Consider the following 15,835-nt stretch of genomic DNA (forward strand, 5'->3'; position numbering starts at 1 on the left):
TAGTTATGTTTTCAATCAGTACAGTTGTATGTGATTGACTGCGTTAAAATTAACAAACAAACCGACGGCTTCATGGCTTTTGGAGCAAGGTTATAATGGGCTGGATTATATTTGGAGAGAAATATGAGTGCCTATCAAAATGTGTTTGACCTGTCCATGGAAGACTCGGAGACGTTTTGGTCCGAAGCCGCAACGGGGATTGTCTGGGACAAGCCTTGGGAAAAAGTTTTGGATGATACGAATGCGCCTTTTTATCGCTGGTTTACGGGAGGCGAACTCAATACTTGTGAAAATGCAGTTGACCGTCACGTAAAGGCTGGCTATGGTGAGCAGCCAGCAATTATTTATGACAGCCCAGCGGCGGGTGAAAAACGCGTTTATACCTATGCCGATCTACAACAAAAAACGGCGCAGTTGGCTGGTGCACTCAAAGCGTGCGGCATAACACAAGGAGACCGCGTTATTATTTATATGTCTATGGTGCCGGAGGCAGTATTTGCCATGCTTGCCTGTGCTCGGCTGGGCGCTGTGCATTCCGTGGTGTTTGGCGGTTTTAGTGCTAAAGAGTTAGCGGTACGAATTGATGATGCAAAGGCAAAATTTATGCTTTCTACTTCTTGCGGGTTGGAGCCGGGGCGCATCGTAGACTATAAAAAAATATTGGATGAGGCACTGGATATGGCAACGCACAAAGTGGATGGTTGTGCGATTTTGCAACGCCCGCAACAACCGTGTGCGCTTGTCTCTGGGCGTGATGTAGATTGGAATGAATTTATCGCCGATATAGAACCGGCAGCGTGTGTGCCAGTGGCGGCGACTGCGCCGTTATATATTCTTTATACTTCTGGTACTACCGGTCAGCCCAAAGGTATTGTTCGCGATAATGGCGGGCACGCCGTGGCATTGCAGTGGACGATGACTAATATTTACGATGTTGGGCCGGGTGAAGTGTATTGGGCAGCTTCTGATATTGGTTGGGTGGTGGGACATTCTTATATTGTTTATGCACCGCTATTTAATCGTAATACTACCGTGCTATACGAAGGTAAACCGGTGGGCACACCAGATGCTGGTGCTTTTTGGCGAGTGATTTCCGAACACAACGTTGTTAGTATGTTTACTGCACCGACTGCGTTGCGGGCAATTAAAAAAGAAGATCCCAAAGGTGAGTTGGTGCGTGATTATGATTTGTCACGATTGCGGGCACAATTTTTGGCAGGCGAACGCTCTGATCCGGATACTATTGATTGGGTACAGCGGCACTTGCAAGTGCCTGTAGTAGATCACTGGTGGCAGACCGAAACCGGCTGGGCGATTGCTGCTAATCCGCTTGGTATTGAACATTTTCCTACCAAACCCGGAGCCGCCTGTAAGCCAATGCCCGGCTATGATTTGCAAGCGCTGGATGATGAGGGGAAGATACTAGCGGCGGGAGAATTGGGTAATTTAGCCGTTAAGCTGCCTTTGCCGCCGGGGACATTTCCCACCATATGGGGGGATGCTGAGCGTATGCGTGATAATTATTTAACCGCTTATCCGGGTTATTATCTTAGCGGCGACAGCGGTATGATTGATGAGGATGGTTATGTGCATGTGATGAGTCGTATTGATGATGTTATTAATGTTGCAGCTCATAGATTGTCTACCGGCCAGATGGAAGAATCGCTTTGTCGTCATCCGGATGTAGCAGAAGCGGCAGTATTTGGTGTTGCTGATGATTTTAAAGGTGAATTGCCGCTGGGACTCGTCGTGCTCAACAGTACCGTGCAGCGTGATGCAAATCAGATATGTAACGAGTTGATTGCTGGTGTGCGGGAAGATATTGGCGCAGTCGCAGCGTTTAAATTAGTGGCAGTGGTCAAGCGTCTGCCCAAAACGCGGAGCGGTAAAATCTTGCGTGGAACCATGCGAAAAATCGCCAGTGGTGAAGACTATGTTGTTCCCGGCACGATAGATGATCCGGCTATTTTGGATGAGATTGCCGAGGTGCTGCGGCAGTTGGAATATCCAAAAACAGCAGGAAATAAATAATGTGCTCGCAATGCAGCAATAATTTTTATTAATAAAAAGCGAACAGTTGCACCGAAAAAATCTGCAATATTGATTGAGAAATATTTAAAATTTAACGATAATGAATGATCAACATTAATCAATGTATTTTCATTCTTTGGTAAATAAATTTTTGTACAAAAGTGTATCTGATTCGTCCGCTAAATTCGTGCTATCATCCGTAACATCCCGCTGATGACTGATTTTTACAGCCTAAAAACACTGGCGCCCACTTTTGCCGATGTGCTTTCTAGTAATTCTCAGCAGTGGCTGTTTTTGACTACCCGAGAACGGTTGCGGCAAGCGATTAACCACGAGTGGGTGCAACTGCATGACAATCAACCGGAAGTAATCCCACAATTGCGGGTGATGACTCTAGATGGCTGGGTGCGTGAATTGTGGAAGCGTCGTCGTCGGCAACATGGCGGCCCAGCAGTGCTATCTAATTTTGCACAACGATTGTTGTGGCGGCAAATTATAGAACAGTGGAATCGTGAGCATCGGCAAGTATTGTCTGCTGCTGTTTTGGCAGAATTGGCGCGTGCGGCTTATCGGTATTGTTTGCTTTTTGAAGTGTCTGTGGAAGACATACAATTTGGTGAGTCTGAAGACACGCAAGCATTTCAGCAATGGGCGCGACAGTTTCAAAAAGCAACAGCTGCCGCCAACGGTATCACGCTGGAAATGGCAGCACTACAATTAATTACCGAACTCACTAAAACGCCGACTCAATCTCAGCAGCTGGAAGTAGCAACGCAATTGCGCTTGGTAGAAGAAAATATTCATCCTTTACACAAACGATTGCTGGCGTGTTTTTCTACTGTTACTTATTCAACGCCTGATTTTTATGAGGATACGCCGGCATTTCATACCGTGGCACAAGATAGGCAAGCGGAATGTATGGCAGCAATGCGATGGGCGGAGCAACATTTGCGAAAACAATCGACGGCACGCATCGCTTTGGTTGTCGCCGATGTTGCGGCTTATGAAAACGATTTGCGGCGCGCTTTTATCCGAGTTTTGGCGCCTGCACAATTGCGGTTGGATGGGAATGAAAAATCATCGTTACGGTTTGGCATGTCGCTGCCGTTGACACAAGAGCCACGAATTAAAACAGCGTTAGATTTGTTGCACTGGAACGCTCGCCGCATAGAGAGCGAAACGCTGTATCGAGTGCTAGAAGACGGTTGTTGGGGACCTGATGACGGCGTAGCTCAAGCATTGTTGCAACGACAGTTACGAGCGTTGCGGTTGCCGTCATTGACACCGGAACGATTGCTTTCTGCATCACAATATTGCGCTCAAAAATATCCAGACAATATTCAAATACAACAATTGCATCAGGCACTTGCCGATTTTATGGAATTGCGGCGGGCAGCATCTTCGCAAAATACATTGAATGGGTGGGCTGAACAATTTAGTGTGCAATTGCGGGTACTGTCTTGGCAAGGGGGCAGTGCAAGTGAGGCTTGGGCTGCTGTTTTTCGTGATTTTGTACATGACTCTCGTAAATTTCCCCGTTGTACGGCGGTGCGGGCACTCGCCATTTTTGTTGACCAAACAGCACGTGTGCTACAGCCAACAAAAAGCGGCATCATTAATGTACTTGGGCCGCAAGAGGCGGCGGGGGAACCGTTTGACGCAATTTGGATGTTGGATGCCACTGATGCCAGTTGGCCACCAGCACCGGCACCTCATCCATTGCTGCCAGTGCGGTTGCAAGTTACTCATCATATGCCACATTGCAATGCGGTACAAGAGTTAAAAGTTGCTTTGCAAACGTTAAAAGAATTACGCGGTGGTGCTCGTGTTTTTGTGGCATCAGCGCCACAAATTGATGGCGACAAAGAGTGTGCTCTGTGGGCGCCGGTGAGCACGCTGCCGCCACTGCCGCCATTGCCCGATGAGCCAGACCGCTGGACACAATGGATACAAAATGCTCATACTCCGTTAGAAGTGTGGCAACCCGGTAATGCGCCACAAGTAGGAGAAAAAGAAAAACCGCGTGGCGGCGTTGGTATTTTGCAAGCGCAATTAAATTGTCCATTTAGTGCCTTTGCTCGCTATCGTCTGCAGGCGATGCCTCTGGAAACGGCGGTATTGGGATTAGATAGTGCAGATTGGGGAAATTATCTACATGTTGCCTTAAAACAATTTTGGGAAGAAAAAATAAAAAGTTGGGAGCAGTTACAAAGCATTGATGATGATGAGCGTGAAAAATTGCTCAAAACAATTTTGCATAAATGTTTTGACACGGTACTGGGTGAGCGTGTTGGCGACCTTGGTGGAAAATTGCGTGACATGGAAGAGCGGCGTGCTTTGGTAATGTTGATGAAATGGCTAAAAATAGAAGACACGCGGCAGCCTTTTACCATTGAACAAGTGGAAAAAGCGCAGGAGGTGAATTTTTGTGGTCTTAATATAAAAATACGGTTGGATCGGGTGGATGCTTTAGATAACGGGCAATTGGTAGTTATAGATTACAAAACGGGAACGCCTAAAAGTACCCAAGTGTGGGAAGAGCCGTTGCGCGAACCACAATTACCGTTGTACGCGTTATTGGATGAGCAGATAGTCACGATCGCTTTTGCACAAGTGCATCATAGTCGTGTTCGTTATATCACTGTCGGTGCCTTGCTTACAAAAGATGGTAAAGCTGATAAAAGTTTGTGGGCGGACAGAAAACAATATTGGCAGAAGACACTAGAACAGCTCGCCAATGATTTTATGGCTGGCGTTGCTGTGCCGACTGGCAATGATGAAGTGTATCTCCACAACGGATTGCGATTGCTGGCGCGTCATCAATTTTATCAACAAGAGATTGATAATGCGTGATGCGGTAGCACGCCAAGAGGCGATTGATATTGCTCGCAGTTTTAATGTGCGCGCTCCCGCTGGTTCAGGTAAAACCGGTCTACTCACCCAGCGTGCGCTTGCTTTACTTGCGGTGGTAGAACGTCCGGAAGAAATATTGTGTGTGACTTTTACCCGTAAAGCTGCCGGCGAAATGCGGGCGCGAATCATAGCGGCATTGCAACGTGCTGACGAGCCGCCGCCGGCTGAATTATTTGCCGCTACTACGCATGCACTTGCTTGCCAAGTTATGCAACGCAGCAAAGAAAAAAAATGGCGATTGTTGGAATTTCCCAATCAATTGACGATTGTTACTATAGACGGCTTTTGTTCTGGGTTAGTGCGTCAATGTCCAATCGTATCGGGGCTGGGTGCTTGTCCGCCGATTAGCGAAAGAACATCGGAATTGTTTCATCGTGCTGCCCGACAATTGTTGCTGCGGTTGGACGGTGATGATAGTGCGCTCAGTAAAGCGTTAGAGCGGATTTTGACGCCGCTGCACAATGACCAGCAACGTTTTTGTAATTACATGGAGAGGTTGCTTGTCGTGCGCGATCAATGGTCGTTATTTTCACAAGCTCATATGCTATCGCCACACAGTCGGCAAGAGGCGTTGCGACAGTTGGCTGATTTTCATCTTGCGCGTACTGCCGATGCACTGGCGTTAGTTTTTTCAAAACAAATGCAAAGTGAAATATTAATTCCTTTGATGCAATTTAGTGCTGAAAAAAAAGATGAAGATATTAATATTCAATCGTTAGCTGCCGATGCAGATAATCTGTTGGAGTGGCGAAAATTGCGAATTTTGTTGTTGACCACTGACGAAAAATGGAGAAAACAATTGACGGTGAAGGAAGGATTTCCACCGAAAACGCCACAAAAGAAAGCAATGAAGGACGTGTTGGAGAGGTTGCGGGAAATGCCTCCCGCTCAAACTGATGATTTAAAGGACTTGCTCGTTGCCGTTGCTTTGCTGCCTGATCCCGGTAGTGATAACCCTGCTACCGATGATTTGCTTATTATTTTGCCTGCGCTGGCAGAAGAATTAGATGCGGTATTTCGCGATAAAAACTGTATTGATTTTACTGGCGTCGCATTTGCAGCTAATCAGGCGTTGGGTAATGCCGATGCACCTACCGATTTGTTACTTAAACTGGACTATCGCATTCGTCATATTTTGGTGGACGAATTTCAAGATACGTCATCGGTACAAGTGGAACTGCTGGCGAAGCTGACTGCTGGTTGGGAGGCAGGAGACGGGCGCACTGTTTTTTTGGTGGGTGATCCGATGCAAAGTTGTTATCAATTTCGTGGTGCCAATTTACCGTTGTATTTGCACACACGAAAACATGGCATTGCCGCCGAAGCGGGAGACTTGTTACCCGAACAACTTAGTTTGTCAAGCAATTTTCGTTCTGCACCACGGTTAGTAAACTGGGTAAATCAGACTTTTGGTGCAGCCTTCCCGCGTGATGAAGAGCCAGACATTGGTGCAACACCGTTTGAGCCGGCGGAAGCAGCGAAGGGTGATAATGAGGAGTCAGAAGTACGCGTTGTCGGAATTGTGCGCCAAAAAGATGAAGTGGCGGCTAATGTGAGTATCCGTGAAGCACGTATTATTGTGACTCAAGTGCAGGCTTTACTGGAAAAATATCCGCAAGGCAGCATTGGTATATTGGCACGCAGTCGTGGGCATTTAGAAACCATTTTAGCTGAGTTGGTTGCTGTTGGTATTTCATGGCGGGCAGAGGCGGTGGAAGCGCTTTCTAATCGCGCCGTAGTTATGGATTTGTTAATTCTCACTCGCGCTATCAGCAATACCTTAGATCGTATTGCGTGGCTAGCTTTGTTGCGGACGCCGTGGTTTGGTCTGAACAACACTGATTTGTGGGAGTTGGGCTGTGTGGGTGAGGAAGTTCGTCTGTTGGAAGCACTAGAAAACGCAACGCGTACGGCACAATTAAGTGCGCATGGAAAACAAGTGTTGCGGCGCGGGCTGCCAGTATTGCGGCAGGCATTGGAAGCCCGTGCGCGACTGTCGCTTGCCGAAGTGGTGGAGGCGGCGTGGGTTGAGCTGGGGGGTGTGGTTGGATTGGACGATGCCGATGAGGCGGATGCTCGGGATTTTTTGAATTTACTAGAGCGACACTGTGACGGAGGGCGGCTACCATCTGCAGAATTATTAGAGCAGGAAGTAAAAAAGCTTTATGCAGCACCGGCTTCTTGCGGCGACACCCGAGTTCAAATAATGACTATGCACAAAGCAAAAGGATTGGAATTTGACTCGGTGATTTTGCCAGGGCTGCACCGCCATCCCCGTAGTGCGGACAATGAATTGTTGCGCTGGCAAACGCATAGTGGAACATTACTGTTGGATGCTCAGCCGGCTAATGACTTGGTGCCATCATTATTTAATTATCTGAAATATTTGGCCATACGTAAAGAACGCTGGGAACGAACACGCCTGCTTTATATTGCCTGTACTCGGGCGCGGAAACGGCTGTATTTGTACGGTGAGACGTGTCGTGATGATGCTGGTTGTTGGCAGCCGCCCGGCAAGCGTAGTCTGTTGTCATGTGTGTGGGAGTCATTGCACCCAACGATGGAATTTGTTGAGGAAAACATCTCACCGGCGGACACATCAGCCGTGCTGCTAGTAGAAACTGCGCTTCAACGGTTGCCAGCACAATGGCAATTGCCATCACCGCCGGACAGCTTTATTGACAACGTTACATTTGCCGATGACGATGGCGAGCATGACTACGATGCCATCGCTTTGGGAGTGTTGGTTCATCAATTGTTAGAGCAGGTTTCAATGTGCGGCTGGCCGATTCAGCTGTTATCAACAACGTTAGAAGATGAATTGATGGAGCTTGGTATTAACCCTGATAATCGGGAGAAGCTAGCACAAAAGGCGCTTCAGTGTATTAGTAATGTACAGTCGGATACTCGCGGACAGTGGCTGTTTGCCGGTACGGCGGTGCGGCGTGATTCAGAAATGGCGTTGGCAGTGGCGGACGGTAAAGGCGGATATGGCAATATTCGTCTGGATTTGCTTGTAGAAGAAGACAGTACCTGCTGGGTGGTGGATTACAAAACATCTATACCCCGAAATGATGAATCCACAGAACAGTTTTATGATCGCCAAATGAGGCAGTATCGCCCGCAGGTGGAGCGTTACGTTGCTGCCATGCGTCAATTGCGTTCGGATAAGCCGGTGCGGGGAGCATTGTATTTTCCCGCCATGATTCCGCCTGGTTGGGTGGAATTAACATAGTCTTTACCATTTTCCTATGTTAAAATATGCGTTGGATTAACAATGGATTTTCTCTCTTTCCGATTTTTTACCAATTTTCCCGGTTCAATATTGAGTCGCTGTTTTGCTGTCGTATCAGCTTTGGTGACGTCTAACGCTATTGCCGCTTGGCAAATTGGCATGCAGGAGCCGGCCAACGCTATCGCCGCCGAACAGCGGTGGCTCAATTCTTTTGCGATGTGGATTATCGTAGCTATCTCCATAGTGGTTTTTGGCGTGATGTTTTATTCTATTTTCAAGCACCGCAAGTCGGTTGGTCACAAGGCTGAGCACTTTCACGAAAATACCACTGTGGAGATTATCTGGACGGCATTGCCCATGTTTATCATTATCGGCATGGCGTTTCCCGCGACTAAAACTATTATTGATTACAAAGACACATCCGCTCCCGATATGACAATCAAAGTCACCGGTTATCAATGGAAATGGTCATACGATTATTTGGATGAAAATGTGTTCTTTTACAGCCAATTGTCTACCTCGCCAGAAGAAATTGGTGGTAAATACTACAAATCAAATAATATTGCCAATCCCCAATCAGAAAATTATCTGTTAGAAGTGGACAATGAAATGGTGGTGCCGGTAGGGAAAAAAATTCGCCTATTGCTGACCGCTGGTGATGTTATTCACGCGTGGTGGGTGCCGCAATTGGGCGTTAAACAAGATGCTATTCCCGGAATTGTGCGCGATGCGTGGTTTCGCGCTGACCACCCTGGAGTGTTTCGTGGCCAGTGCGCCGAACTGTGTGGAAAAAATCACGCCTTTATGCCGATTGTTGTGCGCGCCGTGTCAGAAGAAGATTATTTGGTTTGGGTGAAAGAACAAGGTGGAGGTATTAATAATGCGTCTGCAGAACCGGTGCGGGCGAGTGATGTATCTTCTGTCACTGCAGCTACGGAAGAGGTGCCACGAGCAGAATGGACAATGGAAACCGCCATGCAACAAGGAAAAGCCGCTTATGATATAAACTGTGCTGCTTGCCATCAGGTTGATGGGACAGGGTTGCCACCGGCATTTCCGGGACTCAAAAAATCTCCCATTGTTATCGGTGACGTTGCCGAGCACATCAACATTGTTTTACGCGGTAAAGCGGGTACGGCAATGGCTTCTTTCAGTTATCTATCGGATGCGGACATTGCCGCCATTGTCACCTATGAGCGCAACGCTTGGGACAACAACACCGGTGATTTGGTGGCGCCCGATGATGTTAAAGCGGCGCGCTGATTTTTTCCGTTTCCTCCAAGACGGCACTTTCCCTTCTCTGTTGGCTGATGTTGTTGGTTATTCTTGCCAATGACTAAATATGTATTTGTTACTGGCGGGGTAGTGTCTTCGCTGGGCAAGGGCGTGGCTTCGGCATCACTTGGTGCATCACTTAAAGCGCGTGGACTTAACGTCAATCTCATCAAGTTAGATCCGTATATCAATGTAGATCCGGGCACCATGAGTCCTATCCAGCACGGTGAAGTATTTGTCACTCACGACGGTGCCGAAACTGACTTAGACCTCGGACATTATGAGCGCTTTGTTGGGCGGCGCATGCAGCGTGCTAACAATTTCACCACGGGTCAAATTTACGAATCGGTATTGCGTAAAGAACGGCGCGGTGATTATCTGGGTAATACCGTGCAGGTGATTCCCCATGTGACCGATGAAATTAAACTGTTTATGCGTGCCGCCGTGGAACCCGATGATGACGTCACTATTGTAGAAATTGGTGGTACCGTCGGCGATATTGAATCGCTGCCTTTTTTGGAGGCCGCCCGTCAGATGCGCTTGGAAGAGGAAGAAGGCAATGTTTGCTTTGTACACGTTACCTTATTACCTTATGTCAGCGTTGCCGGTGAATATAAAACTAAACCTACACAGCATTCGGTGCGTGATTTACGCCAAATTGGTATTGCGCCAGACATTTTGCTCTGCCGTTGTCAAAAAACGCTGTCGGCTGATAATCTGCGAAAAATCGCCATGTTTGGTAATGTTGCTGAAAATAATGTGTTTGCTGCTCCCGACGTGGACAACATTTATACGTTGCCGCTACTGTATGCGGAAACTGGTGTTGACAGTGCTGTCGGCAAAACCTTGCGGTTGCATAATATGCAGTCACCGGATTTATCGGCGTGGCAAGAATTTGCAAATCGCGATACCGCCGCCAGCGACAAAGTGCGCATTGCCATGGTGGGCAAGTACATGGAGCTTCCGGATTCTTATAAATCGCTGACTGAAGCGTTGAATCATGCTGGCGTTCACACTGGTCGACGTACTCACATTGGTTATGTGGACGCTGAACAGCTTAGTGATGATAATGCTGCTTCTGTACTTAGTGATTATGACGCAGTACTGATTCCCGGTGGTTTTGGTTTACGTGGCATAGACGGAAAAATCGCCGCCGCTCGTTATGCACGTGAGAGCAAAACGCCTTTTTTGGGTATTTGCATCGGTATGCAAATGGCAGTCATTGATTGTGCACGTCACTGTGCCGGTTTGGAAAACGCCCACAGTACCGAAATGATGCCCGAAACACCGCACCCGGTTATCGCGTTGCTTACCGAGTGGAAAGACCGTGTCGGTAATCGCAAAGAGGCGGCTAGCGACTTGGGAGGGACTATGCGACTGGGCGGTGAAGTGTGTTTACTGCGTGAGCGACTCGCCAGTATTTATGGTGCTGACAAAGTGGAAGAACGTCACCGTCACCGCTATGAATTCAATAATATTTATAGGGAACAGTTGCAGGAAGCCGGTATGATTATCAGTGGTGAAAACGCGGACGGATTGGTGGAAGCAGTAGAAATTCCCGCACACCCGTGGTATGTTGGAGTCCAATTTCACCCCGAATTTACGTCCAGTCCGCTGACGGGGCATCCACTGTTTGTCAGTTTTATTGACGCTGCACACGCGCACAGTAAACGGTGACACTACCTAGTTTTTTGCCGTCGGCGCCGATTTTTCTTATTGCTGGCCCTTGTGCTATGGAATCATCAGAAATGGTTATGAATACGGCGGCAACGCTCAAAAAAATATGCGCCGCTCACAACATTCCGTTGATATTCAAATCTTCTTTTGATAAAGCTAATCGTACCGCTGGCGATGCGCCACGCGGGTTGGGTATGGAAACGGGCTTGCAATTGTTGGCGGCTGTACGCGATGAGTTGTCATTGCCGGTACTGACGGATGTGCATTGGCCAACACAGGCGGCAGAAGTGGCAAAAGTGGCAGATGTGTTGCAGATTCCAGCGTTTTTGTGTCGACAAACCGATCTTGTCAGTGCCTGTGCTGCGACCGGCCGCGCCGTTTTGATTAAAAAAGGGCAGTTTTTAGCACCGCAAGATATGACTCATATTGCCGCCAAAGCACAAGTGGCTGGAGCAAAAGATGTGCTGTTGTGTGAGCGCGGCGCTAGTTTTGGCTATAACAATCTTGTTGCTGATATGCGTTCGCTGGTTGTCATGAGGCAAACCGGCTGCCCAGTGGTGTTTGATGCCACTCATTCTGCACAGCTTCCCGGCGCTGGCGATGGCAAAAGTAGTGGTGCTCGTGAAATGGTGTTGCCATTGGCGCAAGCAGCAGTGGCGGTAGGCGTAAACGGTTTGTTTGTGGAAACTCATCCCAATCCGTCACAGGCAATTTCCGATGCTGCCACCCAGTGGCCACTTGACCAGATGGATGCCTTATTGCGTTCAATTACTGCTATTGACCGCGCACGACAAACACATTAATTAACGGGCGGATAGGTTTTAAATACCGATTAATTTTGCGCGTCAGTACCTTTTTTTAGTAGTGCATCTATTTCATCGCCATCCGCACCATTTTGCAATGATGATAAATCACCGTCTTGCAGAATAGACCTAGCGCTTTGCACAATCGCAGCATGGCCTACGCGAGCCAAGCCCCCACCTAAGCTGATGCGCGCCACTCCAATGCTGGCAAAGTCGGTAACACGATAAGTAGCTAGTGTACCGGTCGCCAGCACATTGATTGGCGCCGATAGGGTGTCGCATAGGTGCTTAACTGTTTCCATAGTTGGCAGCAGAGGAGCATACAAAACATCCGCACCAACTTCCGCAAAAGCACGCAGGCGGCGTACGGCTTCATCCACGTCGTAGTGACCATTCATTATGCCGTCGGCGCGGGCGGTTAGTACAAAATCGTCCGTTGCCGCTCGCGCAGTTTGGGCAGCTGCTGCAATACGGTTGACAGCATCATCAAAGGCGTACGGTGCAGAATCGGGTAGCATGGTATCTTCAACCGAGCATCCGGCAAGTCTTGCTGCTGTCGCCTGCCGCACTGTTTCGGCTACATCTTCTGGACGGTGACCGTAGCCATTTTCCAAATCGGCACTGATCGGCAACGGCGTGGCTGCCGCCAATTGTGCTGCATGGGCAATGGCTTCTTCGCGTCGGACATTTCCCATATCGGCAAGTCCTAGCGTAAAAGCGTGGCCTGCTGAGGTGGTCCCCAGCGCTTGTGCACCTATACCAGCGAGCGTTCGTGCTGTGCCGATATCCCAAGCATTGGCAAGTACGAAAGGATTGCCTTTTTGATGCAGAGTGCGGAAAAAGCCCGCTTTGTTGGATTGGGCTTTTAGTTTAGTTGATAAAGGAGATGGCGCATCGGATAGCATTGTTTTTAAGGTGCGGTATTGAGTCCGCATTTACGTGCAGCTGCCAGCATCAGACCAAAAAGCATAAAGCCGCCTGCTGGTAGTAATGCTGAAGGCAGTGGCGCATTGCTGGCGTCAATAATCGGCGCTAACCCGCCGGTGCCTAGCCATTCGCGTGCTACCGCCAGCACTACAATTGCCACTAGCAAAGAGGCACCGCTATTCACGCCATCTATCAATGCAGCCAGTGGTGGCTGTTTGGAAGCAAAAGATTCTAACCGTGCTAGTACAGCGCAATTGGTGACAATGAGAGGTAGAAAAATACCTAACCGGCGATGCATTTCTGGTGCTAATGCCTCCGTACTCATATCAACGATAGCAACCAGTACGGCGACAATAATTAAAAATATTGGCAGTCGCACTCCAGCAGGAAGTGAATGGCGCAGTAACGATACCGTAACACCAGAAAATGCCATGACCAGCAATGTTAGCGTGCCCAGTGTAGCGGCGGCGGTTGTGGAAACGCTAACCGCTAACATGGGGCATAGTGCCAGTAAGCGCACCATAACTACGTTGTCGCCAGCGCGGTTAGTAGTGATATTTTTGAGAGGAATAACCGGCGTAGACATTGTCATATTATTACTTATTTTGTTTCAACGGTTTCAATATCTCGTACGGTTTCTGCTAGCTTGCCAGTATCAATCGAAGCTTGCAGACGGCAAATAAGTGTACGATAGTGTGCCAAATTATGGAGTGTCATTAAACGTGCTGCCAGCATTTCGTTAATTGCTAATAAGTGATGTAGATATGCGCGCGAATAGCGACGACACACTGGACACAAGCAGTTTTCGTCCAACGGCATCAGTGAATGGCGATGGCAGGCATTGCGTAATTTTATTTTTCCTGTAGTGGTGAATGCGGTGCCGTTACGGGCATTTCGGGCAGGCAATACACAGTCAAACATATCCATACCAGCGGCAACTGCGCGGGCGATATCGGCAGGCGTCCCTACGCCCATCAGATAGCGCGGCTTGTCGGTGGGAAGCTGTGCTGCGGTAGCGGTAACAATGTCGTTCATGATGGCTTTTTCTTCGCCAACCGCTAAACCGCCAATGGCATAACCGTCAAAATTTATATCAATCAATGCGGCAGTAGATTCGTCGCGTAATGATTGAAAAACGCCACCCTGTACGATGCCAAATAGTGCCGCTGGATTATCGCTGTGAGCTTGCTTGCAGCGTCGTGCCCAACGCATGGAGCGTTGCATGGAATTATTGATTGCGACCATATCACCGCCAGTGGGCGGACAATCATCTAATACCATAACAATATCACTGTTCAACGCACGTTGAATATTCATGCAGCCTTCGGGTGTGAGTTGACGTTGGTCGCCATTGTGTGGAGAGCGAAAGCAAGCGCCTTCTTCGGTAATTTTTATTCGCTCCCGTAGACTGAATAGTTGAAAGCCGCCGGAATCTGTCAATATCGGTCGCCGCCAGCCAGCAAAACCGTGTAAGCCGCCGTGGGCGGCGATAATGTCTTCACCGGGGCGTAGCCACAAGTGGAAGGCGTTAGACAGCATAATGTCAAATCCCGTCGCTGCCAATTCGTGCGGTGGAATACTTTTGACCTGTCCCAGCGTACCCACCGGCATAAAAGCTGGCGTTTGGATGTCGCCGCGCGGCAAATGAACAACTCCACGCCGTGCCATGCCGCATGTGGTAAGCGTTTCAAAGTGCACGGTCAAGTAGCATGGCATCGCCATAACTGTAAAAGCGTAATTTCTGTTGCACCGCTAGCTGGTAGGCGGACATGATTCGTTCACTGCCACCAAAGGCGCACACCAGCACTAGCAGTGATGAGCGCGGCAAATGAAAATTGGTAAATAGCATGTCGGCGATGCGAAAGTTAAAACCGGGTTTGATAAACAATGTTGTCTCATTGTCTCCTGCGCGTAATTTGCCATTATCTACCGCCGCTTCTAGTGTTCGCAAAACGGTAGTTCCAACCGCAATAATACGGCGACCAAGTTTTTTTGCGGTGTTAATGCGGGCAGCAGCCGTGGCGCTTACGGTATAGCGTTCGGCATGTAGTTTGTCGGTGGTAAGTCCTTGCCGCAACGGCTGAAATGTACCGGCACCCACATGCAGTGTAATTCGGACAATATCAATTCCGCGAGTGCGCAGACAAGCAAGTAAATCAGATGTGAAATGCAATCCCGCGGTTGGTGCCGCGACCGAACCGCTGTGGCGGGCAAAAACGGTTTGGTATCGTGCTTGGTCGGTGGGATCTGGCAAACGCTTAATATAAGGAGGCAGTGGTGTTTCGCCTCGCCGCAGAAAACGCCGTCGTGCGTCAACGGCAGCTCCCTGACGATTGACCGCGCGTAATTGATAAAAATCTCCATGCCGTCCGCACACTACAAAATCACCACCGGCGTTTACCCGTGCGCCGGCGCGTAGTGGCTTGGAAGTGCGCACTTGCGCTAGCACATCGCTATGGTTTAAAAAGCGTTCGGCAAGTACTTCTACTTTACCACCACTGTTTTTTTGTCCATGTAACCGAGCGGGTAGTACACGGGAATCGTTTACTACCAGAATATCGTCAGCACGCAATAAAGCAGGTAACGCATTGATGCGATGAATAGCAGTTGTATTGTCATGTAAAGACAGAAGCCTGCCGCCGTCACGGTCATGGGGCGGATGTTGCGCGATTAGTGCCGGAGGTAAGTTAAAATCAAAAGAGTTCAGCGAATTCATAGAGGTAAAAAACGCCAAATGTTAGAAAAAATAGGCGAGAAACAAATGGTGCTGTTGAGAGGAATCGAACCTCCGACCCACTGATTACGAATCAGTTGCTCTACCAACTGAGCTACAACAGCGTCGGCGGGATTCTATCTTAACGCCTAGTAGCAGCGAGACTATATTGCTGTTTAAATTTGTTAAAAATAAGCGATGAGGTGCAACCACAAACAGAAAAATAAACAGATAAAAACCGTATTTTTTATGTTTTCCGAA

10 protein-coding genes and 1 tRNA gene are annotated in these 15,835 nt (G+C 48.5%); 6 read left to right on the plus strand and 5 right to left on the minus strand.

Going from position 1 to position 15,835, the window contains the following annotated elements; genetic code table 11:
* Positions 1-123 precede the first annotated feature (123 nt).
* From NQX30_02695 to kdsA, 6 genes are all read left to right on the plus strand, one after another.
* The gene (locus tag NQX30_02695; protein ID MDM5147283.1) at positions 124-2,031 is read left to right on the plus strand and encodes a propionyl-CoA synthetase; all 1,908 of its coding nucleotides are present in this window, start codon (positions 124-126) and stop codon (positions 2,029-2,031) included.
* A gap of 213 nt (positions 2,032-2,244) precedes the next feature.
* A complete protein-coding gene (locus NQX30_02700; protein ID MDM5147284.1) occupies positions 2,245-4,884 on the plus strand; it encodes a PD-(D/E)XK nuclease family protein in 2,640 nt (879 codons plus the stop codon).
* Positions 4,769-8,179, plus strand: coding sequence for a UvrD-helicase domain-containing protein (locus NQX30_02705; GenBank protein MDM5147285.1), 3,411 nt, complete (start codon positions 4,769-4,771; stop codon positions 8,177-8,179). The genes NQX30_02700 and NQX30_02705 overlap by 116 nt, the downstream gene beginning before the upstream one ends.
* 42 nt (positions 8,180-8,221) lie before the next feature.
* Positions 8,222-9,442, plus strand: coding sequence for a cytochrome c oxidase subunit II (gene coxB / locus NQX30_02710; GenBank protein ID MDM5147286.1), 1,221 nt, complete (start codon positions 8,222-8,224; stop codon positions 9,440-9,442).
* A 69-nt stretch (positions 9,443-9,511) separates the two neighbouring features.
* Positions 9,512-11,131 carry a CTP synthase gene (locus NQX30_02715; protein ID MDM5147287.1) on the plus strand — a complete coding sequence of 540 codons (1,620 nt, stop codon included), beginning with the start codon at positions 9,512-9,514 and terminating at the stop codon, positions 11,129-11,131.
* Positions 11,128-11,934: a 3-deoxy-8-phosphooctulonate synthase gene (gene kdsA, locus NQX30_02720; GenBank protein ID MDM5147288.1), complete on the plus strand. Its 807-nt coding sequence runs from the start codon at positions 11,128-11,130 to the stop codon at positions 11,932-11,934. Before NQX30_02715 ends, kdsA begins: the two co-directional genes overlap by 4 nt.
* Positions 11,935-11,963: 29 nt before the next feature.
* Here kdsA and NQX30_02725 read toward each other — a convergent pair whose 3' ends face one another.
* The 5 genes from NQX30_02725 to NQX30_02745 form a co-directional block, all read right to left on the minus strand.
* Positions 11,964-12,869, minus strand: coding sequence for an isocitrate lyase/phosphoenolpyruvate mutase family protein (locus NQX30_02725; protein ID MDM5147289.1), 906 nt, complete (start codon positions 12,867-12,869; stop codon positions 11,964-11,966).
* Positions 12,845-13,453, minus strand: coding sequence for an electron transport complex subunit RsxE (locus NQX30_02730; protein MDM5147290.1), 609 nt, complete (start codon positions 13,451-13,453; stop codon positions 12,845-12,847). The genes NQX30_02725 and NQX30_02730 overlap by 25 nt, the downstream gene beginning before the upstream one ends.
* Before the next feature lie 8 nt (positions 13,454-13,461).
* The gene (gene tgt, locus NQX30_02735) at positions 13,462-14,565 is read right to left on the minus strand and encodes a tRNA guanosine(34) transglycosylase Tgt (protein MDM5147291.1); all 1,104 of its coding nucleotides are present in this window, start codon (positions 14,563-14,565) and stop codon (positions 13,462-13,464) included.
* Positions 14,549-15,577: a tRNA preQ1(34) S-adenosylmethionine ribosyltransferase-isomerase QueA gene (gene queA / locus NQX30_02740; GenBank protein ID MDM5147292.1), complete on the minus strand. Its 1,029-nt coding sequence runs from the start codon at positions 15,575-15,577 to the stop codon at positions 14,549-14,551. The genes tgt and queA overlap by 17 nt, the downstream gene beginning before the upstream one ends.
* 46 nt (positions 15,578-15,623) lie before the next feature.
* Positions 15,624-15,699: transfer RNA gene (locus NQX30_02745), tRNA-Thr, on the minus strand.
* Between the last annotated feature and the right edge of the window lie 136 nt (positions 15,700-15,835).

Source organism: Candidatus Persebacteraceae bacterium Df01 (genome assembly GCA_030386295.1).
In the GTDB taxonomy this organism is placed as follows: domain Bacteria; phylum Pseudomonadota; class Gammaproteobacteria; order Tethybacterales; family Persebacteraceae; genus Doriopsillibacter; species Doriopsillibacter californiensis.

Bases quoted from the DNA above. Each gene is read 5' to 3' on its own strand.
- NQX30_02695 (MDM5147283.1), top strand. From the start codon at position 124: ATGAGTGCCTATCAAAATGTGTTTGACCTGTCCATGGAAGACTCGGAG.
- NQX30_02700 (MDM5147284.1), top strand. From the start codon at position 2,245: ATGACTGATTTTTACAGCCTAAAAACACTGGCGCCCACTTTTGCCGAT.
- NQX30_02705 (MDM5147285.1), top strand. From the start codon at position 4,769: ATGATTTTATGGCTGGCGTTGCTGTGCCGACTGGCAATGATGAAGTGT.
- coxB (MDM5147286.1), top strand. From the start codon at position 8,222: ATGGATTTTCTCTCTTTCCGATTTTTTACCAATTTTCCCGGTTCAATA.
- NQX30_02715 (MDM5147287.1), top strand. From the start codon at position 9,512: ATGACTAAATATGTATTTGTTACTGGCGGGGTAGTGTCTTCGCTGGGC.
- NQX30_02725 (MDM5147289.1), bottom strand. From the start codon at position 12,869: ATGCGGACTCAATACCGCACCTTAAAAACAATGCTATCCGATGCGCCA.
- NQX30_02730 (MDM5147290.1), bottom strand. From the start codon at position 13,453: ATGACAATGTCTACGCCGGTTATTCCTCTCAAAAATATCACTACTAAC.
- queA (MDM5147292.1), bottom strand. From the start codon at position 15,577: ATGAATTCGCTGAACTCTTTTGATTTTAACTTACCTCCGGCACTAATC.